This is a genomic window from Hymenobacter sp. 5317J-9 (genome assembly GCF_022921075.1).
Classification (GTDB): Bacteria; Bacteroidota; Bacteroidia; order Cytophagales; family Hymenobacteraceae; genus Hymenobacter.
The window spans coordinates 4,337,208-4,362,675 of sequence record NZ_CP095050.1; the positions used below are offsets into that span (position 1 = coordinate 4,337,208).

General features: G+C 63.7%; 22 protein-coding genes. 6 read left to right on the forward strand and 16 right to left on the reverse strand.

The features are described 5' to 3' along the window. Positions 1 to 109 precede the first annotated feature (109 nt). A complete protein-coding gene (locus MUN81_RS18185) occupies positions 110 to 3,484 on the forward strand; it encodes a PAS domain-containing protein (RefSeq protein ID WP_245113049.1) in 3,375 nt (1,124 codons plus the stop codon). Positions 3,485 to 3,499: 15 nt separating this feature from the next. On the opposite strand, the gene MUN81_RS18190 is transcribed toward MUN81_RS18185, so the two are convergent. The 5 genes from MUN81_RS18190 to MUN81_RS18210 form a co-directional block, all read right to left on the reverse strand. Next, positions 3,500 to 4,246, reverse strand: a complete 747-nt coding sequence (locus MUN81_RS18190) for a LytTR family DNA-binding domain-containing protein (protein WP_245113051.1) — start codon at positions 4,244 to 4,246, stop codon at positions 3,500 to 3,502. Between the two features lie 188 nt (positions 4,247 to 4,434). Further along, positions 4,435 to 5,433: a prolipoprotein diacylglyceryl transferase gene (gene lgt, locus MUN81_RS18195; protein ID WP_245113053.1), complete on the reverse strand. Its 999-nt coding sequence runs from the start codon at positions 5,431 to 5,433 to the stop codon at positions 4,435 to 4,437. A gap of 113 nt (positions 5,434 to 5,546) precedes the next feature. Continuing rightward, positions 5,547 to 5,828, reverse strand: coding sequence for a hypothetical protein (locus MUN81_RS18200; RefSeq protein WP_245113055.1), 282 nt, complete (start codon positions 5,826 to 5,828; stop codon positions 5,547 to 5,549). After that, complete coding sequence (locus tag MUN81_RS18205) at positions 5,821 to 6,459, reverse strand: RNA polymerase sigma factor (RefSeq protein ID WP_245113057.1); 639 nt, start codon at positions 6,457 to 6,459, stop codon at positions 5,821 to 5,823. Before MUN81_RS18205 ends, MUN81_RS18200 begins: the two co-directional genes overlap by 8 nt. Positions 6,460 to 6,585: 126 nt before the next feature. Next, positions 6,586 to 7,572: an L-threonylcarbamoyladenylate synthase gene (locus MUN81_RS18210; protein WP_245113059.1), complete on the reverse strand. Its 987-nt coding sequence runs from the start codon at positions 7,570 to 7,572 to the stop codon at positions 6,586 to 6,588. Between the two features lie 204 nt (positions 7,573 to 7,776). On the opposite strand from MUN81_RS18210, the gene MUN81_RS18215 reads away from it, so the two are divergent. Further along, the gene (locus tag MUN81_RS18215; RefSeq protein WP_245113061.1) at positions 7,777 to 8,445 is read left to right on the forward strand and encodes a TetR/AcrR family transcriptional regulator; all 669 of its coding nucleotides are present in this window, start codon (positions 7,777 to 7,779) and stop codon (positions 8,443 to 8,445) included. A gap of 45 nt (positions 8,446 to 8,490) precedes the next feature. On the opposite strand, the gene nadE is transcribed toward MUN81_RS18215, so the two are convergent. The 5 genes from nadE to MUN81_RS18240 form a co-directional block, all read right to left on the reverse strand. Next, positions 8,491 to 10,404, reverse strand: coding sequence for an NAD(+) synthase (gene nadE / locus MUN81_RS18220; RefSeq protein WP_245113063.1), 1,914 nt, complete (start codon positions 10,402 to 10,404; stop codon positions 8,491 to 8,493). Positions 10,405 to 10,479: 75 nt separating this feature from the next. After that, positions 10,480 to 11,736 carry a M1 family aminopeptidase gene (locus tag MUN81_RS18225; RefSeq protein WP_245113065.1) on the reverse strand — a complete coding sequence of 419 codons (1,257 nt, stop codon included), beginning with the start codon at positions 11,734 to 11,736 and terminating at the stop codon, positions 10,480 to 10,482. Between the two features lie 64 nt (positions 11,737 to 11,800). Further along, positions 11,801 to 12,526: a ribonuclease III gene (gene rnc / locus MUN81_RS18230; protein WP_245113066.1), complete on the reverse strand. Its 726-nt coding sequence runs from the start codon at positions 12,524 to 12,526 to the stop codon at positions 11,801 to 11,803. 228 nt (positions 12,527 to 12,754) lie between these two features. Next, positions 12,755 to 14,005 (reverse strand): beta-ketoacyl-ACP synthase II, encoded by a 1,251-nt coding sequence (gene fabF, locus MUN81_RS18235; protein WP_245113068.1) that lies wholly within the window; start codon positions 14,003 to 14,005, stop codon positions 12,755 to 12,757. Positions 14,006 to 14,169: 164 nt separating this feature from the next. Beyond that, positions 14,170 to 14,406, reverse strand: a complete 237-nt coding sequence (locus MUN81_RS18240) for an acyl carrier protein (RefSeq protein ID WP_019948606.1) — start codon at positions 14,404 to 14,406, stop codon at positions 14,170 to 14,172. A 173-nt stretch (positions 14,407 to 14,579) separates the two neighbouring features. Between MUN81_RS18240 and MUN81_RS18245 the strand changes: the two genes are divergently transcribed. Then, positions 14,580 to 15,008, forward strand: a complete 429-nt coding sequence (locus tag MUN81_RS18245; protein ID WP_245113070.1) for an IPExxxVDY family protein — start codon at positions 14,580 to 14,582, stop codon at positions 15,006 to 15,008. A gap of 265 nt (positions 15,009 to 15,273) precedes the next feature. Next, entirely contained in the window at positions 15,274 to 16,713 is a 1,440-nt protein-coding gene (gene pyk, locus MUN81_RS18250; protein WP_245113072.1) for a pyruvate kinase, read from the forward strand. Between the two features lie 70 nt (positions 16,714 to 16,783). Here pyk and MUN81_RS18255 read toward each other — a convergent pair whose 3' ends face one another. The 3 genes from MUN81_RS18255 to rpsT form a co-directional block, all read right to left on the reverse strand. Further along, positions 16,784 to 18,343, reverse strand: coding sequence for a T9SS type A sorting domain-containing protein (locus MUN81_RS18255; RefSeq protein WP_245113074.1), 1,560 nt, complete (start codon positions 18,341 to 18,343; stop codon positions 16,784 to 16,786). 33 nt (positions 18,344 to 18,376) lie between these two features. Further along, the gene (locus MUN81_RS18260; RefSeq protein ID WP_245113075.1) at positions 18,377 to 19,918 is read right to left on the reverse strand and encodes a T9SS type A sorting domain-containing protein; all 1,542 of its coding nucleotides are present in this window, start codon (positions 19,916 to 19,918) and stop codon (positions 18,377 to 18,379) included. A gap of 178 nt (positions 19,919 to 20,096) precedes the next feature. Beyond that, positions 20,097 to 20,348 carry a 30S ribosomal protein S20 gene (gene rpsT, locus MUN81_RS18265; protein WP_168674786.1) on the reverse strand — a complete coding sequence of 84 codons (252 nt, stop codon included), beginning with the start codon at positions 20,346 to 20,348 and terminating at the stop codon, positions 20,097 to 20,099. A gap of 295 nt (positions 20,349 to 20,643) precedes the next feature. Here rpsT and MUN81_RS18270 point away from each other — a divergent pair, with 295 nt between their 5' ends. Then, on the forward strand, positions 20,644 to 21,624 hold the full coding sequence (locus MUN81_RS18270) for an alpha/beta fold hydrolase (RefSeq protein WP_245113077.1): 981 nt from the start codon (positions 20,644 to 20,646) through the stop codon (positions 21,622 to 21,624). A 19-nt stretch (positions 21,625 to 21,643) separates the two neighbouring features. On the opposite strand, the gene rsmG is transcribed toward MUN81_RS18270, so the two are convergent. The 3 genes from rsmG to MUN81_RS18285 form a co-directional block, all read right to left on the reverse strand. Further along, positions 21,644 to 22,261 carry a 16S rRNA (guanine(527)-N(7))-methyltransferase RsmG gene (gene rsmG / locus MUN81_RS18275; protein WP_245113079.1) on the reverse strand — a complete coding sequence of 206 codons (618 nt, stop codon included), beginning with the start codon at positions 22,259 to 22,261 and terminating at the stop codon, positions 21,644 to 21,646. A 202-nt stretch (positions 22,262 to 22,463) separates the two neighbouring features. Beyond that, positions 22,464 to 23,087, reverse strand: a complete 624-nt coding sequence (locus MUN81_RS18280; protein WP_190922977.1) for a sigma-70 family RNA polymerase sigma factor — start codon at positions 23,085 to 23,087, stop codon at positions 22,464 to 22,466. After that, positions 23,078 to 24,223 carry a glycosyltransferase gene (locus MUN81_RS18285; RefSeq protein WP_245113086.1) on the reverse strand — a complete coding sequence of 382 codons (1,146 nt, stop codon included), beginning with the start codon at positions 24,221 to 24,223 and terminating at the stop codon, positions 23,078 to 23,080. The genes MUN81_RS18280 and MUN81_RS18285 overlap by 10 nt, the downstream gene beginning before the upstream one ends. 72 nt (positions 24,224 to 24,295) lie before the next feature. Between MUN81_RS18285 and tgt the strand changes: the two genes are divergently transcribed. After that, the gene (gene tgt, locus MUN81_RS18290; protein WP_245113088.1) at positions 24,296 to 25,426 is read left to right on the forward strand and encodes a tRNA guanosine(34) transglycosylase Tgt; all 1,131 of its coding nucleotides are present in this window, start codon (positions 24,296 to 24,298) and stop codon (positions 25,424 to 25,426) included. Positions 25,427 to 25,468 lie beyond the last annotated feature (42 nt).

The window sequence follows — 25,468 nt, forward strand, 5'->3', positions numbered from 1 at the left end:
TTGGGCTTCGGCCAGCGAAATCGTCCTTTGGCCCTGAATGATGCCTTTTTCTGGACCCCATGCGCCAATATTGGCGTTTGACTAGCTCGGTTCTCTAATTCGCTTTTTCTTGACACCCCTCCTGCCTTCTTCATCCGACGCCTCGGCCCATCAACTGGCCGTGTTGCTTGAATTGCTACCGGAGGGCGTGGCGCTGATTGGAGACGATGGACGGGTTGAAGCCCTCAACCGCCGCTTTTTTGCCCTCTGCGGCCTGTCCGATGCCCCGGCCGACTGGCTGGGCCGCCCGGCCGCCGACCTGCAGGCTCGCGTGCAAGCCCAGGTGCTCCCCACCGCCGAATTGGCCGCGCACGCACCCATGACGCAGGTGGCGGCCCTCGACCGCGGCGGCGACGTGCTGGCCTTGCGCACCGGCCGCTACCTGGCCAGCGAAACGGTGCCCGCCCCCGACGGCGTCGGCCAGCCCGGCCAAGCCCTGCTGTGCCTGCGCGACGTGACCCAGCAGCACCAGCTGACCGTCGAGATGGAGTCGCTGGCCCGCATTCCGCAGCAAAACCCCAACCCCATGCTGCGCCTGGCCGCCTCCGGCCGCGGCATTTATGCCAACGCCCGCGCCCTGAGCCTGGCGCGCGGCCTGCCCCGCCCCGAACGCGCGCGGGTGCAGCGCCAGCTGCGGGGCCTGGCCGCTCAGGTCCTGGCCGCGGCCGACCCGGCGGTGCAATACACCGACCTGGCCGTGGGCGCGCAGTACTTTACGGTGCACGTGGTGCCCTTTGCTGCCGATGGCTACGTGAACCTGTACCTGACGGAAACCACAGCCCGCGTGCACGCCAAAGCCGAAATGCACGAGCAGAAGCAATTCTACGAAAGCATTCTCGACGAGCTGCCCGCCGAAATCTTCGTGGTCGACTCTAACTACCGCTACCAGTACGTGAACCCGGCCGCCGTGCCCGACGCCGAAACCCGCGCCTGGATGCTGGGCCGCACCAACGCCGAATACAACGCCCGCCGCGGCCAACCTACCACCGTGGCCGAGCAGCGCCAGGCCCGCCTGCAGGCCGTGCTCGACGGCCGCCAGCGCCACGAGTGGGTCGAAACCCTGGGCGGCAGCCACGTGCTGCGCCGCCTCCAGCCCGTGCCCGAAGCCGGCGACGCCGTGCGCCTGGTCATCGGCTACGGCCTCGACGTGACCGAGCAGGAAACCACCCGTCGGCAGCTGCGCGAGCAACAGGAATTCATTCAGGGCATTCTGGATGCCAGTCCGAGCGTGATTTACGTGCGCGACGCGCAGCAGCGCATTCTGTTTGAAAACGCGGCCATGCAGGATGTGCGCGCCGGCTCGCGCCACCTCACGGGCGAAGCCCTCGACCCCGACGGCCTCGAAGCGCGGGAGCTGGCCCGGCTGGCGGCCAACGACCGCACCGTGCTGGAAAGCGGCCGCGAGCTGATGGTGGAGGAAGTATTGACCCAGGCCGACGGCACGGTGCGCGTGTTTCAAACCATCAAGCGGCCCCTGGTGCGGCCCGACGGTACGGTGCACGTGCTGGGCGTGAGCACCGACATCACGGCCCTGAAGCAAACCCAGCGCACGCTGGAGCGCAGCGAAAAGCAGTACCGCGACCTGATGACCTACGCCCAGGCGCTGATTTGTACCCATACCCTCGACGGCACGGTGCTCACGGCCAACCCGGCGCTCGGCGAACTGCTGAACTGTTCCGTCGATGAGCTCATCGGCAGCAACGTGGCCGACGTAATGCCTCCCGAAGACCACGCCCCCTACGCCGACTACCTGCACCGCATTGCCCACGAGCACCAGGCCTCGGGGGTGCAGCGGGTGCGCCCGCGCGGCGGGCACGGCGAGCTGCGCTACCTGCTCTACCGCAACTTCCTGGTGAGCGAGCCGGGCCAGCCGCCCTACGTCATCGCCCATTCGCACGACATCACCGAGCGCATTCGGGCCGAGCAGGAAATGAAGCGCGCCAAAGAAGCCGCCGAATCGGCTTCGCGCGCCAAGGAGAACTTCCTGGCCAACATGAGCCACGAAATCCGCACGCCCCTGAACGGCGTGCTGGGCATGGCCCGCCAGTTGGGCAAAACCCGCCTCGACACGCACCAGCAGGAGTTGCTGCGCGTCATCAACACCTCGGGCCAGCACTTGCTGGGCGTCATCAACGACGTGCTGGACATGGCCAAGATATCGGCCGGCAAGCTCGATTTTGAGCAGGTGGCGTTCAACCTGGGCGACTCTGTGGCTCAGGCGCTGCAATCGTGCCGGCTGCAGGCCCAGGAAAAAGGGCTAGCCTTCCGCAGCGCCTTCGGGCCGGGCGAGTTTCCGGCGGCCTGGGTAGTGGGCGACCCCTACCGCATCAACCAAATTCTGCTCAACCTGGTCAGCAACGCCATCAAATTCACCAAGACGGGCAGCGTGGCGGTAGCCGCCCAGCAGCTGACCGAAACTGCTACCCACCTCACCGTGGAGTTCCGCGTCATCGACTCGGGCATCGGCATTCCGGCCGACCGCCAGGCCCAGATGTTCGACGGTTTCACCCAAGCCTACGCCGACACCACGCGGCATTTTGGCGGCACGGGCCTGGGCCTGAGCATCAGCCGGGCGCTGGTGGAGCAATTGGGCGGCCAGCTCACGGTGCAGAGCGCGGTGAACCAGGGCAGCACTTTTGCCTTCGTGCTCACGCTGCCCACCGCCCCCGCCCCGGCCGCCGAAGACGGCCCGGTGCCCGTCTTCCGCAACACGGGGGCGCTGGTAGGCCTGCGGGCGCTGCTGGTCGAAGACAACGAAATCAACCGCGAAGTGGCCCGCTTCATGCTGGAAGAATGGGGCGTGGTGCTGGAAGAAGCCATGGACGGCGAGCAGGGCCTGCGCCTGCTCACGCAGCACGACTACGATGTGGTGCTGATGGACATTCAGATGCCCGGCCTCAGCGGCGTGGAAGTGACCCAGGCCGTGCGCCTGCTGCCCGACCCCGTGCGGGCGCAGGTGCCCATTCTGGCCCTCACGGCCAACGCTTTCCGCGAGGACAACGAGCGCTACCGCGCCGCCGGCATGAACGACTGCCTGGCCAAGCCCTTTGAGGAGGCCGACCTCTACGCCAAGCTCGAAGCCCTGCGCGGCACTCCGCGCAACACCGCGCCCTATAACCTGACCAAGCTGCGCAACATGGCCCACGGCCGCGACGCGTTTGTGGCAAAAATCATTCGCTCGTTTCTGGCCAACACCCCGGCCAGCTTGTCGCAGCTGCAGGCCGCGGCCGCCGAGGGCCACTGGGAGCGAGTAGCCGAAATCACCCACCACATCAAGCCCAGCCTGGAAATGATAGGCGTGACCGGGGTGACCGACCTGGTGGCCGTGCTCGAAAAAGCCCCGCGACCCATGCAGTCGGCCACGGAGCGGCCCGCCCTGGCCACGCAGCTGGTGGCGCTGGTGGAGCGGGCCCTGGCCGCCGTGCCCGCCGAACTGCCTGAGTAGGCAGCCCAGCGGGGCCTAAAAGTCGCGCAGCTGGCGCTGGAATCCTTCCTGGTAGGACTTGCCCACCGGCACTTCGTGGCGGGCAAACTGCACCATGTGGTCTTCCACCGTCTCTATACGGCGCATGTTGACGATGTAGGACCGGTGCACCCGGGCAAACTGCTGCGTTGGCAGCCGTTCTTCGAGGCGGCGTAGGGTGCTGTACACGATGAGTTTCTGCTTGTCGAGCACCAGCACGCAGTAGTCCGACAGGGCTTCCACGTAGAGAATGTCGCCCAGGTTCACGCGCATCAGCTTCTTGTTCACTTTCACAAACAGGTGCCGGGGGTCGGCCAGCGCCGTTTCGGCCGGTCCTTTGCTCTCGGCGGGTGCGGACGCGGCCTGGCGGTGCGCCACCACGCGTTGTACTGCTTGCAGGAAGCGCGGCAGTTCCACGGGCTTCACCAGGTAGTCGCTCACGCCCACGTTCAGGTCAAAGGCATCGACGGCATAGTCGCGGTGCGACGTCACGAGGACGATGTCGGGCGGGGGCACGGGCAGGATGCGTACCAGGTCCAGCCCCGACAGCTCGGGCATTTCAATGTCGAGAAATAGCACGTCGGCCCGGCCGCCCTGGGTGAAAAAAGCCAGGCAGTCGACCGCGCTATTGAACGAGGCCGTGAGGTGCAGTTGGGGGGTCAGTTCGATGAGGTGCTCCAGGTTGAAGCGGTTCATCTCGTTGTCGTCGACCACCAGGCAGGTCAGGGGAGCAGCAGGGTTCATGCAAGCAGAGAAAAGCTCCGGCCCAGGCCGGCCCCGCTGCGGAGCGAACGGCTGTGAACCCGGAATGCAGGCAAGCTATGCCCGCCCGAGAGCCATCCTCCCTGGTTTTCGTTTAACTCGTCAGGTCAGGCGTTTAAGCGGCCTGATATGCTGACGAATGAAACGTGCTTCTGCGCAGCTTGCCCGCCCTACCGGGCAGCAGGCGGCAGCGTAGCGGCATCCTTCGCCTCCAAATCGCGCGGGGCGTAGCCATAGGGATTCTTCGGGTCTTTGCCCGCGCGCCACAACACCCAGATGCCGATGAGAATGAGCGGAATGCTCAGCAGCTGGCCCTGGTTGAGCAGGCGGCCGTTTTCAAAATCGACCTGGTTTTCCTTCAGGAATTCGCCCAAGAAACGCTGCGTAAATAGCAGCACCACAAACAGCCCAAACAGCTGCCCGCGCGGCGTGTGCTTCTTGGTGCGGTTCCACATCGAGTAGAGCAGCGCGAGCAGGAAAATGCAGAACAGCGCCTCGTAAATCTGGGTGGGGTGGCGCGGCACGGCCATGGGCGAATCGGGGGCTACGGCCGTGCCTTCGGGCAGCAGGCGGTAGCTGGTGGTGCCGTCCTGAAAGCGCACCGGCTCGGCGGCCACCTGCACGGCGCCGGCGGGCAGCGGCCGCGTCACGGGCAGCAGGTGCTCGACGTCGCGCGGGAACACAAAGCCCCAGGGCGCCGTGGTGGGCTTGCCCACAATTTCGGAGTTCATCAGGTTGCCCGTGCGGATGCAGGCGCCGCCCAGCGCCACCACAATCACAATGCGGTCGAGCACCCACAGGTAATCGAACTTGTTGTTACGGGCAAACAGCCAGCAGGCAAACAGAATGCCGATGGTGGCGCCGTGGCTGGCCAGGCCGCCCTGCCAGATTTTGAACACCACCATGGGGTCAGCTTTCAGCGCCTCAAAGTCATAAAACAGCATATGCCCCAGCCGCGCGCCCACAATGGTGCCGATGAGCATGTAGATGGTAATGACGTCGACCCACTGCGGCGACACCCGCTCGGAGCGGTAGATGTGCGTGAGCACGAACGTGCCCACCACGAAGGGCAGCATGAAAAACAGCCCGTACCAGCGCAGCGTGACCGGCCCCAGGTGGGCAATGATGGGGTTGACGTTCCAGAAAACAGCGGCGAGGAAAGGCGACATGCGCAACGAAAATGAATAGTGGTTTCAAAGGTAGTCAGCCCCGGCATGCGGCTGCGCCGGCACGGGGTATGGTTGGCTGGCAGCGCAGCGGGCAGCGGCGGCCGGCAAGGACCTCAGGGCAGGGGGCGGGCGGTGGCAGCGCCGGGCACCGGGGCGGGCGCATTCAGCGCCTTGTCGTCGCCGCTGAGGGCCAGCACCAAGGCCCCGAGCAGCACGGCGTAGGCCGGCCGGCGCAGCCACCCAAGCGCGGCCGGGCGCGCGGGCGGGCCGGCCAGCCGGGCCATTACCCGGCCATAAAAGTACGGGCGGGGCCGGGCCGGGGGCTGCTCGCGCAGCTGGCGCAGCACGGCCTGCCACTCGTCATCGGAAAGCGAACGAACGGCTGGTTTAGACATGGCGAAAAGTCGATTTTAACTGCTTGCGCAGCGTTTGACGGGCCCGAAACAGCAGCGACTCCACGGCTGGCACCGTGCTGCCGAGCACGGCGGCAATTTCGTCGTAGCTCAGCTCCTGCTCGTGGCGCAGGGTGAAGGCCACCTGCTGCTGCGCAGGCAAGCGGGCCACTTGGGCCAGCAGCAGCCGCAGCTGCTGCTGGCCCTCCAGCAGCGCCAAGGGGTGGGCGTGGTCGGGCTGTTCGTGCAGCAAGGCATTGTCGAAGCCCAGCAGGCTGGTGAAATAGGCAAACCGTTTTTTGGCGCGGGCTTTCCGCAGGCTTTTCAATGCCCGCGACGTGGCCAGCCGGTAGAGCCAGGTGCTAAGCGATGCCTCGCCCCGAAAGCGGGCCACGGTCTGGTGCACTTCCACGAATACTTCCTGGGCCACGTCTTCGGCTTCCTCCGCATTGCGGAGCAGTGAGAAAACCGTGCGGTAGATGCGGTCCTGGTAGCGCTCCACCAACGTGCGGAAAGCCGCTTCGCTGCCCTGCTGCAGCTGCGCCAGCAGGTTTGCCTCGGCCGCCGCCGCATCAGGCTGGCGCGGCGGCGCCGGGGGGCTGTCGGTCAGCAATAAGGAGAGAGAATACGCCACAAAAACGAGGCAGATGCACCGGTGAAGAGTGTCCCCGGCGTGCGCCGCCGGGATGTACAACGCATTAGGCCCCGACCAGCGCACAAACTTGCGCACGCGCCTGCTTTTTTCTTCGCCCGGCCGCTATCACCGGCGGGCGGCGGCTTTCTCCAGCCGCTCGTTCAGGGCGAGGCCCAGGCGGGTGGCGGGCAGGCGCTCGGCCAGCAGCAGGCGCAGGCCCAGGGCGTCGAGGTGGTGCAGGGCCGCGTACAGCCCGTGAGCGGCCTCGGCCAAATCGCCGCGGCCGGGACTCAGCACCACTTGCTGGGCGGCGGGCAGGCCGGGCAGCGGCTCGCGCAGGGTGAGCGCGCCGGTGGTGGCTGCCGCGAACGGGGGCAGCCCCGCCAGCCCCGGGCCAAACAGCTGCAGCGGCGTGTGGGGCGCGTAATGGTATGGCAGCAGGCCGGGGCTGGCGGCGGGGCGGACCGTCTCGGGGGCGGTGCGCAGACGGGCGGCGGGCACCACGGCCTGCAGCATTTCCAGCGAAATAACGCCGGGCCGGTAGAGCACGGGCTCGCCGGCCGGCCCAAACCCCACCACCGTGCTTTCGATGCCGGCCTCGCAGGGCCCGCCATCGAGCACGTAGGGAATGCGGCCGCCGAGCTGGCTCAGCACGTGCGCGGGCCGGGTGGGGCTGATGTAGCCGAACGGATTGGCCGAGGGCGCGGCCAGCGGGAAATCAAGCCGTTGCAGCAGGTCCAACGCCACGGGGTGGGCCGGGATGCGCACCGCCACGTCGGGCAGCCCGGCCGTGACAAGGCCGGGCACCGTGGCCGGGTCGCGGGGCAGCAGCAGCGTGAGGGGCCCCGGGCTAAACGCCGCCAGCAACTGGTGTGCCGCCGCGGGCACGGCCGCCATGCGCACGTAGCCGGCCAGTTGCGCCACGCTGCCAAAGTGCAGAATGAGCGGGTTGGTGAGGGGCCGGCCCTTCACGGCGAAAATGCGGCGCAGGCTGTCTTCGCGCAGGCCGTGGCCAGCCAGCCCATACACGGTTTCGGTGGGAATGGCCACCAGCTCGCCCGCGCGCAGCAAGGCCGCGGCGTGGGCCACATCCGGGCCAATGGAAGTTGTCATGGCAAGTGGTGAGGCGTCGGAGGAGTAGAGCATACGGCTTCAAAAATAGTTTAGCCCGCTGGCGAACGCCAGCGCAGGCAAAGAAGGGACAGTCGGCGGGTGTTTTCGCTGGGCCAGGGCGGATGGTGCCCGTGGCCAACGACTTCGGGGCGAAGAAACAAGTAAACCTACCATCTTTGGCAGTACTATCTTTGCCCTGTCCGTATGCCCCCCCAGCTCCGCCTCGACCTCAACGAAAAACTCTACCTGCGCGACCCGCAGGCCACCGCTCTGGGCCGCCAGCTGGTGGCCCAGAGCGTGCTGCTGATTGACGAAATCGGGTTTGAGCAATTCACGTTCAAGAAACTGGCCCAGCGGCTGGAGTCCACCGAGGGCTCGCTCTACCGTTACTTCGAAAACAAGCACCGGCTGCTGGTGTACCTGGTGAGCTGGCACTGGGCTTGCCTGCGCTACCAGATTCGGTTTCATACCCACAACGTGGCCTCGCCCCAGGAGCGGCTGCGCCTCATCATCGGCATCCTCACCCGCGCGCATCAGGACGACCCCACCACCGAGCTCGACGAAGCCGCCCTCTACCGCATTGTGGTGCACGAGGCGTCGAAGGCCTACCTGACCCGCGACGTGGACGACGACAACCGCGAGGGGCTATTCCGGGAGTATAAACAGCTGGCAGCCAGCATTGCGGCCGTGGTGCAGGAAATCAATCCGGCCTACGCCTACCCGCACGCGCTGGTGAGCACCCTGCTGGAATCGGCCCGCAAGCAGCGGTTCTTTGCTGAGCACCTGCCCTCGCTGACCGACACGGCGGCCCACGACGTCAGCAACACCATCCGCGCCTTTCTGGAACAGCTGGCTTTTGCGGCGCTGGCGTAGCCACCGCAGGGGCCGGGCGGCTTCGGTAGCGGCCTGCCCGTCCTGCTACAGCCCCGCCAGCTCCTCGGCAAAGCCGCCGCTGAGAATGGGGAAGCGCAGCCAGGAGCGCGGGTCCACGTTGTAATCGTCGAGGTGAAAACTGGGGGCGTAGCGCTCACGCTTCCACTGGTTGCGGCTCCAGAGATTGTAGAAGCGGCGCACGTAGGTTTTCAATTGCTCTTCGTCAAAGCCCGTGCCCTCCCCTTCCAGCATGGCCAGCACCTGTTTGGGACTGAGGCGGTCGTAGAACGCCAGGCGCTCGATGCGGTTGAGCAGTGTGTAGGGCATGAGGTCGCGCTCGTCGGTTTGCTTGTCTTCGAGGGGGCGCAGTTCGGCGGTGGGCTGCAGGGCATTCACGTGGCGCAGGGCCTTGTAGCCCAGTTCGGTTTCGGCCCAGCGCAGCCATTTTTTCACAAAGTCCTTATCCACGCCTGCGATGGGCGAAATGCTGCCGGCCGTGTCGCCGTCCATGGTGCAGTAGCCCACGCTGGCCTCGGAGCGGTTGGAAGTGGTGATGAGCAGGCAGTTTTGTACGTTGGCCAAGAGCCAGATGGCCGGGGCCCGTACCCGGGCCTGAATGTTTTGCAGGGCCAGGTCGTCGGTTTTCCAGGTCAGCTCCCGGCCCAGCGCACCCTCAATCTTGCCCACGTAGCCGGTCACTTCCTCGTCAATGGTCCAGTTGTGAAAGCGGGCCCCCAAGCTGTCGGCCAGCTCTTTAGCAGAGTTGAAGGTATCGTCCGAAGAGTTGACGGTGCCCTGATAGGCGCAGGTGAGCAACTGTTGCACCAACTGCTGGTTGGCACTCAGGCCACTTGCGGGCGCGGACTGTTCCACCACTTGCGCGGCTTTGCCACCGGCGCCCTCCTGCTTCACGGTTTCGGCCGCGGCCGGGAAGCAGCCGCTGCGGCGCTTAAACTCGTCCAAGCCCAGTTCTTCCACGCCCAGCCGCACCATCTCAGCCACGCCCACGGCACAGAAGCAGGAGTCGGCCCCGCCGCTCAGGCTCAGCACGAAGCCGCGGCTGCGCGCCTTGCGCAGGTAGTCGAAAAGGGCCAGACTCATGGCTTGGTTGAGCTCTTTGTACTCGTCGGGCGTGGGCAGCGGCGCTATTTCTTCGGCCGGTGCCTGCTCGGCCGCAAAGTCAACGTCCACCCATTCCAAATCGACTTCCTTGAAGCTCAGCAGCTGGTTGCGCTTCAGCAAATGGCCGTTGCGGGCCACCAGAATTTCGCCGTCGAAAATGATGCGGCCGGCCTCGTTGCCCAGCAAATTGGCGTACAGGTAAGTGCAGTTGAACGTGCGCGAGGCCTTCATCACCAGCTGGTAGCGCACGTCGGTTTTGCTCATCGCAAAGTGGCTGGCCGAGGGATTCACAATCAAATCCACCTTGCCCATGAGGCGGCAGGCGGGGCGCACGTTATCGGGCCGCCAGGCGTCTTCGCATATCTCGAAGCCGAAGCGCACGCCTTCGTGCTCGAAGGTGAGGTCGCCCAGCGGCCAGGTTTCGCCCTCGCAGGTCACGGTGGTTTGCTCGCCCGCCAGCCAGGGCACAAAGAAGCGAGTTTCGTAGTGCACCCCGTCGTTGGCCAGAAACTGCTTGGCCGCGAAGCCGAGAATCTGGCCGTCGCGCAGCACCGCCGCCGTGTTGTAAGTGCGGTGGTTGAGGCGCACCGGCAGGCCCACCACCACGCAGATGCCCTGCGTCCACTCCCGCACCTGCTGCAGGTGCGCCAAGGCCGATTCGGGCATCCAGTCGCTCAGAAACAGGTCTTCGCAGGCGTAGCCCGTCAGGCAGAGCTCGGGCAGGCACAGCAGCTGCACGCCGCTCTCCCTGGCCAGCTCAATGGCCGTTTTGATGTTGCGAAGGTTGTTTTCCCAATCGATGGGAATCTGGTTGAGGGCGGCGCCGGCAATACGCATAAGAAGGCGGGAAAGGAAGGAGATGGTGTGGCTAAATAACTCGAAATATCTCCCGCAAGTTGTCCTTCGGGGTGGCTAGCGGCTTAGCTCGGCCAGCAGCCAGTCGCGGGTGGCGGGGCCGCTGGTTTGGGCCACTACCTCCAAGAGGGCATCGGTGGTGCTCACGTGGCGGGCGGCCACGATTGCCAGCAGGTGCACAAATTGCGCGGTGCCCAGGCGCTCGTGCAGCGCGGCCAGCACCACGGTGCCTTTGTTGTATACCACCCGCCGGTACATCGGCCGGGGGTATCGTTGGTAGTCAAATCCACGAATTGGCGGCGCGTCGCCTACAGTGGCGGCGCGTTTGGCCAATTCGGCCCGGTAGCCGGCCTCGTCCCCGTTTTCGCGCAGGTACAGCAGGCTCGAATAGGTAGCAAATGCTTCGTTCAGCCAGTCGTTGTAGTCGTGTACGCCGCCGTAGCCCCACCATTTGTGGCTGATTTCGTGGGCCAGAATCAGTAGCGCTTCCCGGTCGGCGGCCACGTCGAAGTCGGTGTAGGTTATCACCGTCGCGTTGTCCAGCACACCGAACGCGTCGGAATTGGTGCCGGGCAGAAAAATGGTGAAATGCGAAATTGGGTCCTGCCGGCCAATGGTGCGGTTGTAGAACGCCACGATGCCTTCGGCCTTGCGCAGCAGCACGGTATCGACCCGGGACAGTGTCGGGCCGGTTTTCGCCAACCGAATTAGCGGGGCGCTGCCCGAAGTCAACTGCTGAAATTGCCGGCCCACCATGGCCGTGATTTCGATGGCACTGGCCCGCCCCCGAAAAAACCACTTGCCGCCGCCCTGCCGTTGCACCTGTGTGGTGCTGAGCACGTGGTACGGGCCCGGTGCGGCCACTTCCAATTCGTACTCCACCGCTTCGTACTCGCGGTAGGGCCGAAACGGCAGCCAGTTGGTGTGGCCGCTAAACACCATGCCCTGCTCCGTGAAGTACGGCTTGCCCAACGTGCCCGCATAGGTCACGCTCACCTCCCGTTTCCGGCGGCGCGCAGGCGTAGCGTAGCGCCACACCACGCGTTGCAGGGTGTCGGCGAAATACGGGTAGAAAACCCGGCTCAGGCGCTGCGCTGCCGCGCCGGGGCTGGCCATGTGGTCGATGCGGAAGTCCCGGCTCACGTTCAGCGCGATAACAGAAGCGGTATCAGCAGCAGGCAGCGTGAGGGTGTAGCGGCAGGTAAACGAATGCGTGGCGGGCTCTACCCGAAGCGTTACCCGCACGATAGGTGCGGCACGGCCGATGAGAGGCATCGCCAACAGCAGGCTCGCCAGAACTACCAGGTATTTCATGCAATAAAATGCTCTGCACCGGCAAAACGCCCCGATGGTAGAAACCGGCAGGGAGTTGATAGCATTAACCAACGCCCAACTCCGTCAGCGCACGTTCGGCGGCCAGCTGCTCCGCCTGTTTCTTGCTCAGGCCCATGCCGGTGGCAATGACTTCCTCGTCCAGCAGCACGCTGGCCGTGAATTCCATTGCGCCGCCGGGCCGGGCCTCGCCGCTGATGTCGTAGCGCAGGGTTTTGCCTTGGCGCTGAGCCCACTCCACCAGCTTGCTCTTGAAATTGGCCGTGGTGGTGGTGAGGGTGTGCACGTCCACGAAGCCCTTCACCAGGCGCGTGAGCACAAACTTCCGGGCGGCCTTGTAGCCCAAATCCAGGTACACGGCGCCCACCAGCGCCTCCAGCGCGTTGCCGTTCACCGAGCGTGAGCGGGCGGCGCGGCCCTGCGCGGCATCCAGCTGCACCAGCTTGTCGAGGCCTAACTTCAGGGCGATGCCGTTCAGGCTTTCGCGGTTCACGATGCGGGAGCGCACTTCCGTCAGGAAGCCTTCCTGCTCGTACGGATATTTTTTAAAGAGATATTCCGCCACCACCGTGCCCAACACGGCGTCGCCGAGGAACTCCAGGCGCTCGTTGGTCTGGTGGCGGCCGATGCTGGGCTGCTGTCGCACCGCCGAGGAGTGCGTGAACGCCAGTCGGTACAGCTTGGCGTTCTTGGGCGTCTGCCCCGTGACGGTCGCCACGGCCTGCCGAAACGCCTTGTCGGAAGCAAAAAAACGGGAAACGAAGCCGAGCAAAGGAGATAAGGCTTGATTAACGGTAGAAAACTGGGGCAAAGGTAGAACGCCGGGCCGGAGAACGTCAGTGTTCGGAATCAGGGAAGAAAAGAAGCAAAAAAGAACGTCATGCTGAGCGCAGCCGAAGCATCTCGCGTGGGGTAGCAATCCAATCGTTGGGATTACTGCCGCACGCGAGATGCTTCGGCTGCGCTCAGCATGACGTTCTATAATAAGTCCGCCTTCCGCCTACAGCTTGCGGAAAATCACCGACGTGTTGTGGCCACCAAACCCGAAGGTGTTGCTCATGGCCACCCGCACGTCGCGCTCCTGCGCCACGTTTGGCGTGAAGTTCAACGCTTGGTTGATTTCTGGGTCGGGCGTGTGCAGGTTGATGGTGGGGGGCACCAGGCCGTGTTGCATAGCTAGCAAGCAGGCCACGGCCTCTACACCACCGGCACCGCCCAGCAGGTGGCCGGTCATGCTCTTGGTCGAGGAGATGTTCAGCTTTTCGGCGTGCTCGCCAAACACCTGCTCAATGGCTTTGATTTCGGCGCCGTCGCCCAGCGGCGTGCTGGTGCCGTGGGTGTTGATGTAGTCCACATCGGCGGCCGTGATGCCGGCGTCGCGCAGGGCGTTCTGCATTACCAGCACCACGCCGCTGCCCGTGGGGTCGGGCGCGGTGATGTGGTAGGCGTCCGACGACATGCCGCCGCCAATCAGCTCGGCGTACATTTTGGCGCCGCGGGCCTTGGCGTGCTCGTACTCTTCGAGCACCAGCGCGCCGGCGCCCTCGCCCAGCACGAAACCGTCGCGGTCCTTGTCGTAGGGCCGCGAGGCCGAAGCCGGGTCGTCGTTGCGCTCACTCATGGCCTTGAGGGCGTTGAAGCCGCCCACGCCCGATTCGGTGATGGCCGCTTCGGAACCGCCCGTAATCATCACGTCGGCCAGGCCGAGGCGGATGTTGTTGAAGGCCGCGATGATGGAATCGTTCGACGAGGCGCAGGCCGACGTGGTCACGAAATTCGGCCCGCGGAAACCGTTCTTAATGCTGATGTTGCCCGACGCGGAGTCGGCAATCATGCGCGGAATGAAGAAGGGCGAATAGCGCGGTGTGCCGTCGCCCCGCTCAAACTGGAAACATTCTTCCTGCAAGGACTTCAGGCCGCCGATGCCGGAGCCCCAAATCACGCCCACGCGGTCCTTGTTCACGCCGCTTTCCAGCAGGCCCGAGTCGGCGATGGCCTCGTCGGCGGCAATCACGCCAAACTGCGTGAACAAGTCCATTTTGCGGCCCTCCTTGCGGTCGAAGTAGGCGTCCGGATTATAATCCTTCACCTCGCAGGCAAAGCGGGTTTTGAACTTGCTGGGGTCGAAGCGGGTGATGGTGGCCGCGCCGCTGGTGCCCGCGCGCAGGCCTTCCCAGTAAGCGGGGGCGGTGTTGCCCAGGGGCGTGATGGCCCCGAGGCCGGTAACGACAACCCGTCGGATGGACGTCATAAGCAAGCGCCACTGGCGCGAATGATGAAGCGGGATAAAACAGCAAAACCGGCCGGCGGCTAGCCGGCCGGTATGCGCAGAACAGGGGTCACGCCGAACGAAACGAGGAACCGGGGTAAAGGCTACAACTCAAATTGCTCGCAATGCTGGACGGTGACGAAATACTACTTGGCGTGCTCTTCGAGGTAGCTAATGGCTTGGCCCACGGTGCCGATGTTCTCGGCCTGGTCGTCGGGGATGCTCACGTTGAACTCCTTTTCGAACTCCATGATGAGCTCAACGGTATCCAGCGAGTCAGCACCCAGGTCGTTGGTGAAGCTTGCTTCGGGGGTAACCTCCGAGGCTTCAACGCCCAGTTTATCAATAATAATGGCCTTTACTTTTTCTGCGATTTCAGACATTTCCGTGGGGGTTTAAGGAAAACTACGGCACAAAGTAACGAGAGATTTTCCAATGAACCCACGGCCGCGCTTTTCAAATAGGGGTACAACATTATGGCGGTGCGGCTGGCAACCGCCCCGCGCAGGCCGTAGCTTTGCCCTGCCCGCCCGCGGGTGCCCTTTTTGCGGCTGCTATGAAAACCTTCACCCTCGACGTTGACTACGAGTGCGACTTTGCCCTGTTTGGGCTGGTGAGCAGCACCCGCGACTACACCCTGGCCTGGACCCTGAACCGGGCCCTGCGCCTGCGCCTGGTGAAGCAGCCCGAACTGCTGCTCAATCTGCTCAGCCGCGGCCGGCTCGTGTTCACGCACTACCTGCACGCCACCGAGGCCCTCACCTTCCGGCTGCTGCGCAACCGCTCAGTGGCGCCCTCCACGCTCAAAAAGCCCTTTCTGGCGCCCGACATCAAGGAGTACGACTACCTGCTGGCCGTCACCAACGGCACCGGGGCCCTGGCCGACCATGAGCTGATGGAGCAGCTTGCCGCCCTCGATGCCGTGCAGTACGTGTGCCAGTTCGACCCCAATACGCTCAAGTACAAGGAGAACCTGATTCTGTGAGGTGGAGCTGGCGGGCAGTGGAATTATTGCCGCCAGCGTGGTTTGGAGACAGGGCCTTTTCGCAATGGTATTGACATCTTCATGACAATTGCCCCGTCGGCAATAGGCATTTCAATTTAATTAAACGACTTTTGCCCTGCTGGGCCCCTGTAAACCAGGGCCTGTCTCTTTCAGCGCCTGCTACTTCAGCCGATGTACTGTAGGCAACCCATCCCCTCCTTTTTCAGGTGGGGAGTTTTTTTGTACCGACATTTTTGCAATTCGCATGGATAACCCTCCTGTTTTCAACAAAACCAAAATCGTGGCCACTGTGGGCCCCGCTTCCAATACCTACGAGCGTCTGGGCGTGCTTATCCGCGAAGGCGTGGACGTGTTTCGCCTCAACTTTTCGCACGGCTCCTACGAAGACCACCTGAGCGTAATCAACACCGTGCGCCGCCTCAATAAGGACATGCGCACTTCGGTGGGGCTGCTGCAGGATTTGCAGGGCCCCAAGATTCGCCTGGGCGAAGTGGAAGGCGGCGGCGTCGAAATCAAGGCCGGCGATAAGCTGAAGCTGGTGTGCGGCGAGAAGGAAATCAGCACGGCCACGCGCCTGAGCACCATTTACATGGGCCTGGCCCGCGACGTGAAGGCCGGCGACATGATTCTGATTGACGACGGCAAGATTGAGCTGAAAGTGCTGGCCACCGACCGCGAAACCGAGGTGGACGTGGAAGTGGTGTATGGCGGCCTGGTGAAGCCCCGCAAAGGCATCAACCTGCCCGATTCGGAAGTGTCGGCGCCGAGCATGACCGAAAAAGACATCGAGGACCTGCAGTTTGGCCTGAAACACGACGTGGATTGGGTGGCCCTCAGCTTTGCCCGCAAAGCCGACGACATCCGCTTCATCAAGCAAATCATTGCCGAGGCCGGCAAAACCACCCGCGTGGTGGCCAAGATTGAGACGCCCGACGGCCTGCGCAACATCGACGAAATCATCGCCATCACCGACGCCGTGATGGTGGCCCGCGGCGACCTCGGCGTGGAGGTGAAGATGGAAGAGGTGCCAATGGCCCAGAAAATGATTATTGCCAAGTGCAACGCCGCCGGCAAGCCCGTCATCGTGGCCACGCAGATGATGGAGTCGATGATAACCGCCCCCCGCCCCACCCGCGCCGAAACCAGCGACGTGGCCAACGCCGTGCTCGACGGCGCCGACGCCGTGATGCTCTCGGCCGAAACCGCCGTGGGCGCCTACCCCGCCGAGGTGATTCGCTCGATGGTGGGCACCATTCTGAGCGTGGAAAGCCGCAGCCCGCAGCTGTTCCATAAGTGGTGGCCCATCGACCCCAACGGCCCCAACTTCATGGCCGACAGCGTGCTGTCCGCGTCCTGCCACCTGGCTAAGAATACAGGTTCGAAGGCCATTACCGGCATGACGCACCACGGCTACACGGCTTTCCAGCTGGCCAAGTACCGCCCCAAAGCCAACATTTTTATCTTCACCGATAACCGCAACCTGCTCACGGCGCTGAGCCTGGTGTGGGGCGTGCGCAGCTTCTACTACGACCGCCTCATCAGCACCGACAGCACCATTACGGACATCCGCTACGTCCTCACCACCACCGGCCACCTCGAAGCCGGCGATGTGTTCATCAACACCGGCTCCATGCCCATCCAGGACAAGGGCAAAGCCAACATGGTGAAAGTGAGCGTGGCGTAAGACACTTTGGTCTCTCACAAAAAAGCGCCCGCTGCATGTGCAGCGGGCGCTTTTTTGTGATGGGTATTTCTTATTCGTGGGTGAGCTTCCAGGTTACTGTAGCGTCCGGGCCGCTCAAGTGCAGCAGGTAGAGGCCGGCGGGCTGCCCGGCCAGGGGCACGGGCACCGTGGTTTGCCCGATGGGTACAGGCGTGCTCCACACGGCGCGGCCCAGCGCGTCGGTTAGGCGCAGGAACTGCCCCGGGCGGGCGGGCTGCGCCAGCGTGAGCGCGGCTGCGTTGGTAGCCGGGTTGGGGTGCAGGGTGGCCACGCTGGCCGCTTCGGCGGCGCGGGTGGGCAGCAGGCTGGCGAAGTTGATAAAGGAGCCGCACACCAGGGGCGTGCCCGTGCTGCGGCGGTAATACACCATGCTGGTTTCGCCGGTGGCCACGTCGCCCAGTCCCGGCGCGCCCCCAAACGACTGCTGCCACGCGAATACGTCCATGCCCAGCGAGTAGGTAGGCGGCGTGGTTGGGCCGCCCGTGCTGTTGACGTACACCCGGGTGTAGGGCAGGTAGTTGCCGCTGCTCAGGCAGTCGTTGGCGAAATTGGGCATGATGCCCACGCCCATCAGTTGCCCTTGGCGAAAGGTGAAAACGGGGTCCGGCTTGTATTCGCCGGCGAGCAATGCCAGGGCCGGAAACTGCGGCGAGGCCCCCGTGACGAGCGAAACTGCCATCCGGCGCGTTTGCACCGACCCAATGGTGACCGATGCCGGAACCCCTCCGCACACAGACCAGCCAAAATTCTCAGAACGCGTCTGTTCGCGGTACGTGAAAACCAGGCTGTCGGCCCGCTGCTGCCGCGTCAGGATGCGGCGCAGGGTGTAGGAGTTGGAACAGAAGATGCCACTTAGGTAATTGAAGGGCTCCCAATAATAGCCCATCTCATCGCCGGGCTGCATGGTGAAGAGGGCCAGCGGGCTATACGCCGACCGCAGCAGTGGTGCCGGCAGGGCGGCCATCAGCGGCGCGCTGGTCGGCGTGCCGGGGGCAGCCGCCCCCAGCCACGGCGTGGCTTCCACCAGCCCGTGGGTGCGGGAAAGCGTGAATGCCACCACCGGCGGCCCGGTGGTGGACGTGCCGTTGCGCAGTTCGATGGTCACCACCGAATCCAGTGTTCCCGCCAGGATGGGGAGTTGGCTTCGGGCTTGCACAATAGCCGTCATCAACGGCGAGGCGCTGGCCACCCACGTTTGCCCCACGCTGGCGCGCGGGTAGATGCGAAGCGCCGTCGCGTTTTGCACGTTGTTTTGGGCGTCGCTTTCCAGGATGTAAAATCCCTGCCCGGGCGTCCAGCGCATGCGCGCACCGAACAGGTTGTTGCGGCTCTTCGCAAACGTGCCCGCGCCGGAAGAGCCAGCCATTCGCCGCATCACGCGGTTGAACGCATACACCGAATCGCCGGCCGGCGTGGCATAGGCGGAGTCGACCCGCAACGTGTGCGTGACGTTGGTGCTGTTGCGTAGCGCGTAGCTGTAAATCATTCCCGGCCGAAACGGCCGCCAAGCCTGCTGGGCGTGCACGCCAAAGCCCATGAAAAGGAACAGCGCCGCCAGCAGCGGCCGCGCCCAAGAGTAGATGTGTTTCATAGCAAACCAGCAGAAGTTAGGTAGCAGATGGGCTTATTCGTGGATGAGCTTCCAGGTAGTTGAGGAACCGGAGCCGCTCAGGTTGAGCAGATAAAAGCCAGAGGGCCGCCCGGTGAGGGGCACCGTTGCTATGGTCTGCCCAGCGGCCACGGGCGCACTCCACACCACGCGGCCCAGCGCGTCGGTCAGGCGTAGCTGCTGGCCGACGCGGGCGGGCTGGGCCAGCGTGAGCGTGGCCACGTCGGTGGCCGGGTTGGGGTGCAGCGCGCCCAAAGCCGCAGCTTGCGCGGCGCGCGTGGGCAGCAGGCCCGTGAAACTACCGGCCAAGCCACACGTGTAAACCAAACCACTGGGCAGGGTGCGTCGGACGTAGCGCAACCCGAGGTCATACGTCGCCATGTCGCCTACACCGCTGGGGCCGGGGGCCGAAGGGTCGGCAACGGCAAAAGTTTGCTGCCAGCCTTGCGAGTCTATCCCAGGCCGGTATTGGCCCGGCAGGGTGTTGGCCTGAAAACTGAAAACCCGCTGGTAGCGAATCTGTAGCGGCGTTTGGCACAGGCCGCCTGCCGGAGCGCCCACAAGGACTCTTCCCATCACCAGCGGCGCACTCGGGCCGGCATGGGCGGGGCCGTATTCGCCCGTGAGGAGCGGCAGCGCCGTGAACTGCGGCGACTTGCCCGTGCGCAACGAAAAAGCCCAACGCTTCGACACCACCGGGTCCGTGAAAGGCCCCACGGGGCCGCTGCACTCGGGCATGCCGTACCGCTGTCCCCGGCGCTGCTCCTGCAGCAGAAAAACCAGGCTGTCGGGGGTCAGTTGCCGCGCCGTGATGCGCCGCAGCACCACGCCCTCTTCACAGGGGGAGAAACCGAAATAGAAAGGCTGCCACGCATACCCCAGCTCATCGCCGGGCGCCAGGCCAAATAGCGTGGTGGGATAATAGGGTGACTGCGCCAGCGTTTGGGGCACCTGCGCAGCCCGCCACTGCGCTGTGCCGCTGCCCAGCGCCAGCCACTGCGGCCCCTCCAGCAGGCCGAAGCGCCGGCTCAGCCGCAGCACCGGCCCCGTACTCAGGGTGATGGTGGCCACTGTGTCGGGCTGGCCGTTCACCGTTTGTGGGCCGCGTCTGCTCAGCGTGGCCATCACGGCGCCGCTGGCCAGCCACGTGCTGCCCACGGCGGCCCGCGGGCGCAGGCGCAGCGCGGCGCCGGTTTGCGCCGTGCCCTCGGTCAGGGTTTCCAATGTAAACTCCGAGGAACCCGGCTGCCACACCAGTCGCTGCCCGAAGAGGTTGTTGCGGCTTTTGCGGAAGGCAAACGCGTCGTTATCCGGCACTTTACCCGTCACGTCGCGCATCACGCGGTTGAAGGCCCAGGCCGAATCCCCGGCGGCCGTGACGTAAGCCGAATCGAGCTTCAGGGTATAGGCGTTGGCTGCCCCCGTTGCCGCAACCGGACTAAAGGTATAAATCAGGCCCGGCCGAAACGGCCGCCAGGCCTGTTGCGCCCGGGCGCTGAATCCAATAAAGAGCAGCACGGCCAGCAACGGCCGCGCCCAGCGGTAGGCGTGTTTCATGCGCAGGGGTAGCTTGACGTGGAACAGGACCGGTAAGGTACGCCACTTGAGCACTTTATCAAGCACCTATTGGACTGAACGCAAGAAGCCCCGCACGTTTCCGAGCGGGGCTTCTGTGATGAGCGCGAGACCAGGCCTTGGGGCGGCGCAGCCTGGCCTCGCTAAACTCGTAGTCGCACTAGAGCGCGTTAACGAGCTTTGTCAGCTTGCTTTTGTTGTTAGCAGCTTTGTTTTTGTGGATGATGTTCTTCTTGGCCAGACGGTCCAACATCGAAGTAACTTTTTTCAGCAATTCCTGAGCAGCCGTTTTGTCGGTCGTCGTGCGCAGCTTCTTGATGGCCGTGCGGGTGGATTTGTGCTGGTAACGGTTCAACACGCGCTTGGCTTCGTTGCTGCGGATGCGTTTGAGGGCCGACTTATGGTTTGCCATGAGCAGGAAATATATAGGAGCGTTATGCTTTAGTTCTGTGTTTGGGAGGGCAAAGGTACGAAACCGTCTGACATTTTCAAACCATGCCATCAAAAATATTGATGCAAAGCCGTTTCGGACACCTGCCGTCGGCAATGACGGGGAAAAAGCCCGCCACACTCGTTCAGGCCAACCGGATGCCCTATTCACGTCCACTTCATTTTGGCCTGCTAAATTAGTATGCATGCCGATTACTACCGAACTTTACTACCTGCCCACCCAGCGCGCTTCTAGTATCCGTTAGCCACCCCGCGCCATGCCCCTTGTATCGAAACCCGCTTATCAGCCGCCGTTTTACCTTTTCAACGGCCACTTGCAAACCATCGTGCCCAGCCTGTGGCGCACCGTGCCCGACGTGGCCTACCAGCGCGAACGCCTGGAGCTGCCCGACGGCGACTTCCTGAACCTGGACTGGAGCCGCCTGCCCGAGATGCGCCCCACCGATGGCCTGGCCATCGTGTCGCACGGCCTGGAGGGCGATGCTTCACGGCCCTACGTGCGCGGCATGGTGCGCGCGCTCAACCGCGCCGGCCTCGACGCGCTGGCCTGGAACTACCGTAGCTGCGGCGGCGAAATGAACCGCCTACTCCGCTCCTACCACCTCGGCGACACCGAAGACCTGGACGCCGTGCTGCGCCACGCGCTGGCTACCGGCCGCTACCGCCGGGCCTACCTGCTGGGCTTCTCGGCCGGCGGCAACGTGACCTTGAAGTACCTGGGCGAAGATGCCGGCCGCGTGCCGGCCGAGGTGCAGCGCGCGGCCGTGTTTTCGGTGCCAACCGATTTGCGGGCCAGTTCCATTCACATCGGCCGGCCGCAAAACCAAGTGTACATGCGCCGTTTCCTGAAATCGCTGCGCCAAAAAATTCGCGACAAGGCGGCCCTGATGCCGGGCGAAGTGGACGTGGAAGGCCTGGACGCGCTACGCGACTTTCCGCAGTTCGACAACAAGTACACCGCGCCCATGCACGGCTTCGACTCGGCCGATGCCTACTACCAGCACGCCAGCTCTGGGCGCTACCTGAGCGGCATCCGGGTGCCCACGCTGCTGGTGAATGCCCAGAACGACCCGTTTCTGCCGGCTTCGTGCTTTCCGCGGGAGGTGGCGGAGCAGTCGGCCTACGTATTTCTGGAAACGCCACCGGAAGGCGGGCACGTGGGCTTTGCCGAAAGCAACGGCGAGTACTATTCGGAGCGGCGCGCGGTGGAATTTCTTACGGCCGAAGTACCGGCGTAAATGGATGCCCCCTGTCCTCTTATTTCGCAGGTACAAAAACCACCTTTTTGGTTTCGAAGAATTCCTCTTCGAAAAAGCTGCTCAAATCCGTGACTTTGGCCTTGAGGCCGGACTCGGCAATTTCCTCGGTCAGGTCGCCGCCCTTCAGGTAGTAGAGGCCCGCGCCGGGTGCGCCCTGGGGTTTGAAGCGGTGCGCAATCCAAGGGTGGAAGGTGGCGAGGCGGGCCACGGCGCGGCTCACCACGTAGTCGAACTTCTGGCGCAGCTGCTCGGCGCGGGTTTGCTCGGCGGTTACGTTGTTGAGGCCCAGCGCAGCGGCCATGAACTGCACGGCCCGGATTTTCTTGCCGATGCTGTCGACGAGGTGGAAATGGACCTCCGGAAACATGATGGCCAGCGGCAGGCCGGGCAGGCCGCCGCCGGTGCCCACGTCGAGCACGGCGCTGCCTTTCGGGAACTGGATGGCTTTGGCAATGCCCAGCGAGTGCAGCACGTGGCGCTCCACAAAATTGTCCATGTCGGTGCGCGACACGAGGTTGATGGCTTCGTTGGTGGCCCGAAACTCGGTTTCAAGCTGCTGAAATAGCTGAAGCTGCTGGGGCGTGAGCGCGGGGAAGTAGTGCTGCAAAAGGTTCATGGGTGCAAAGGTGCACGGTTTGGGCCTTTGCTACGACATGGAACGTCATGCTGAGCGCAGTCGAAGCATCTCTACCGCTTCGTTGCTCCGATTACATTTAGTTGCGCACACGAGATGCTTCGCTGCGCTCTGCATGACGTTCTTATTTCTCTTCTGAACGCCCACAAAAAAAGCCCCGACTTACGCCGGGGCTTTTTCCTGCTTAAATAATTTGCTTGGTGTGCTTCACCATGTCATAGAGCAGCTCGCGGGCGCGGTGCAGCTGGGCTTTCACAGTGCCGAGCGGGGCTTTGAGCTCGGTGGCAATTTCTTCGTAGCTGAGCTCGTCGAAATAGCGCAGGCTCACGAGGCGCTGGTATTTATCGGGCAGGCGGGCCACCACGTGGCGCATGATTTCGATTTTCTGGTTGCGCACGGCGTGCTCGGCCGGGTTCAGGTCGTTGTCGCGGAAATCGATGGTGATTTCGTCGCCGTTGTCGACCTTGATGGCCGAGTCAATCGACATGGTTTTGATTTTATTCTTGCGAATAAAGTCGATGCAGTTGTTGGTGGCAATGCGAAACAGCCAGGTGCTGAAAGCGTACTCCGGGTTGAATTTGTGCAGGTTGCGAAACGCTTTGGCGAAGGCTTCGATGGTGAGGTCTTCGGCGTCGTCCTGATTGCGCACCATCTTGAGCACCACGTGGTACACGGGCTTCTTGTAGATGTGCATCAGCTCGGCATACGCCTTTTCATCGCCGTTGTCCACCGCGGCCCGAATCAACTTGAAGTCGTGCTTGGCTTTGGCGGAAAACTGCTTTTGAATATCTTGATTGTTTACTTCCATCGAAGGGTGCGGTTGAGGAATAGCGAGATTCCCAGGGCAAGGTATTGGAAAAAATAAACCACGTCGAGCACGGGTAGCAACCCGACGATTACGGGCTGACCCAGGCGGCTACTCAAACGGGCATACACCGCACCCACAAACAAAGTTCGGAGGGTGTATACCACCGCCAAAGGTACCCAATTGTTTGAAGAAAATGCTAGCGCGACCGTAGCGAAGTAGAACAACACGTTTGCCGCCACGAACGTGCCAATGCGCAACCGGTCGGCCAGGCGGTAGGCCCGGCCGGCCGACAAATGCCGCCGTTTCTGGTGCCACCAGGCACGCCAGGTGGCTGCGGGCTCGCTCAGGGTGTGGGCGCTGGCATCGGCCACCACGGTGATGCGCTGGCCGTAGCGCACGGCATCCTGCACCAGCAGGTCGTCGTCGCCGGAGAGCAGGCGCATGTGCGAGGCGTAGCCCTTAGTGGCGTTGAAGCAGGCCCGCGTGTAGGCCAAGTTGCGGCCCACGCCCATGTAGGGCCAGCCGCGCCAAGCAAAGCTGAGGTACTGCGCGGCGGTGAGCAGCGTTTCGTAGCGAATGAGGTGGTTGAGAAAGCCGGGGGCCGCGGCGTAGGCCGAAAAGCCGAGCACCACGTCGGCCCCGCCGCCGTGCGCAAAGCCGCGCTGCATGAGGCGCAGCCATTGATTGGTGGCCGGAATGCAGTCGGCGTCGGTGAAAAGCAGGCGGGCGTAGCGGGTGGTTTTGACGCCCAGCGTGAGGGCGTATTTCTTGGGAGCGAAGCCGCGGGGCGTGCGGGCCACGCTCACGAGGCGCACTTTCTCGTGGTAGTACTGGGCCAGCTGCTGGGCGTAGAGGTAGGTATCGTCGTCACTGCGGTCGTCGATGAGCACGATTTCGAAGCCGGCCGGGTAGTCTTGCTGTAGCAGCAGGGGCAGCAGGCGGCGCAGGTTGTCGAGCTCGTTGTGGGCGCATACCACGATGGAAACTGGCTCGGCATCCGGCCCGGGCGCGTCGGCCGGGGCTTCGGCGGGCCGGCTGGCGAAGGGCCAGAAGAAATACGCGGCGTACATGAACTGCACCACCACGCACGCCACGAGCAGCCAGAAAATCGGGGAAGTGGGTACGGGTATCTGCAACGGGACTATGGGCGTGAAGGGGCCGGCAAAAGTACGGGACGCCGGGCGGCTGGGCTACCTTTGTGGTTGCTTATGACTTTTGACCTTCTCGCCCAGGACCCCGCCACCAAAGCCCGCGCCGGCCGCCTCGAAACCGCCCACGGCGCCATCGAAACGCCCATTTTCATGCCCGTGGGCACGGCCGGCACCGTGAAAGCGGTGTCGCAGCAAACCCTGAAAACCGACATCAACGCCCAGATTATTCTCGGCAACACCTATCACCTCTACCTGCGGCCGGGGCTCGACGTGCTGCGTGCGGCCGGCGGCCTGCACCAGTTTAATGGCTGGGACCGGCCCATCCTCACGGACTCGGGCGGCTACCAGGTGTACTCGCTCAGCAACACCCGGAAGATTAAGGAGGAGGGCGTGAAATTTCGCTCGCACGTGGACGGCAGCCAGCATTTGTTCTCGCCCGAGGGCGTGATGGACATTCAGCGCGTCATCGGGGCCGACATCATCATGGCCTTCGACGAGTGTACGCCCTGGCCCTGCGAGTATGACTACGCCGCCCGCTCCCTCGACATGACGCACCGCTGGCTGAAGCGCTGCATCCAGCGTTTCGACAGCACCGAAGGGCTTTACGGCTACGAGCAGAACCTTTTCCCCATTGTGCAAGGCAGCACGTTCCGGGATTTGCGCATCAAATCGGCCGAGTTCATTGCCGAGCAGGGCCGGGCCGGCAACGCCATTGGCGGGCTGAGCGTGGGCGAGCCGGCCGAGCTGATGTACGAAATGACCGAGTTGGTGTGCGACATTCTGCCCAAGGACAAGCCGCGCTACCTGATGGGCGTGGGCACGCCGGCCAACATTCTGGAAAACATCGCCCTGGGCGTGGACATGTTCGACTGCGTGATGCCGACCCGCAACGCCCGCAACGGCATGCTGTTTACCACGCAGGGCATCGTCAACATCACCAACAAGAAGTGGGAAACCGACTTCTCGCCCCTCGACCCCGAACTTGGCGGGCACGCCAGCACGTTCTATAGCCGCTCCTACGTGCGCCATTTGTTCCAGTGCAAGGAGATGCTCGGCCCGCAAATTGCCTCGGCCCACAACCTGGCCTTCTACCTGTGGCTGGTGAAGGAGGCCCGCAAGGAAATCCTGGCCGGCACGTTTGGCCCCTGGAAAGACCGCATGGTGAAGCAGGTAATGACCCGCCTCTAGAACGCTACAACGGCCGTCATGCTGAGCGCAGTCGAAGCATCT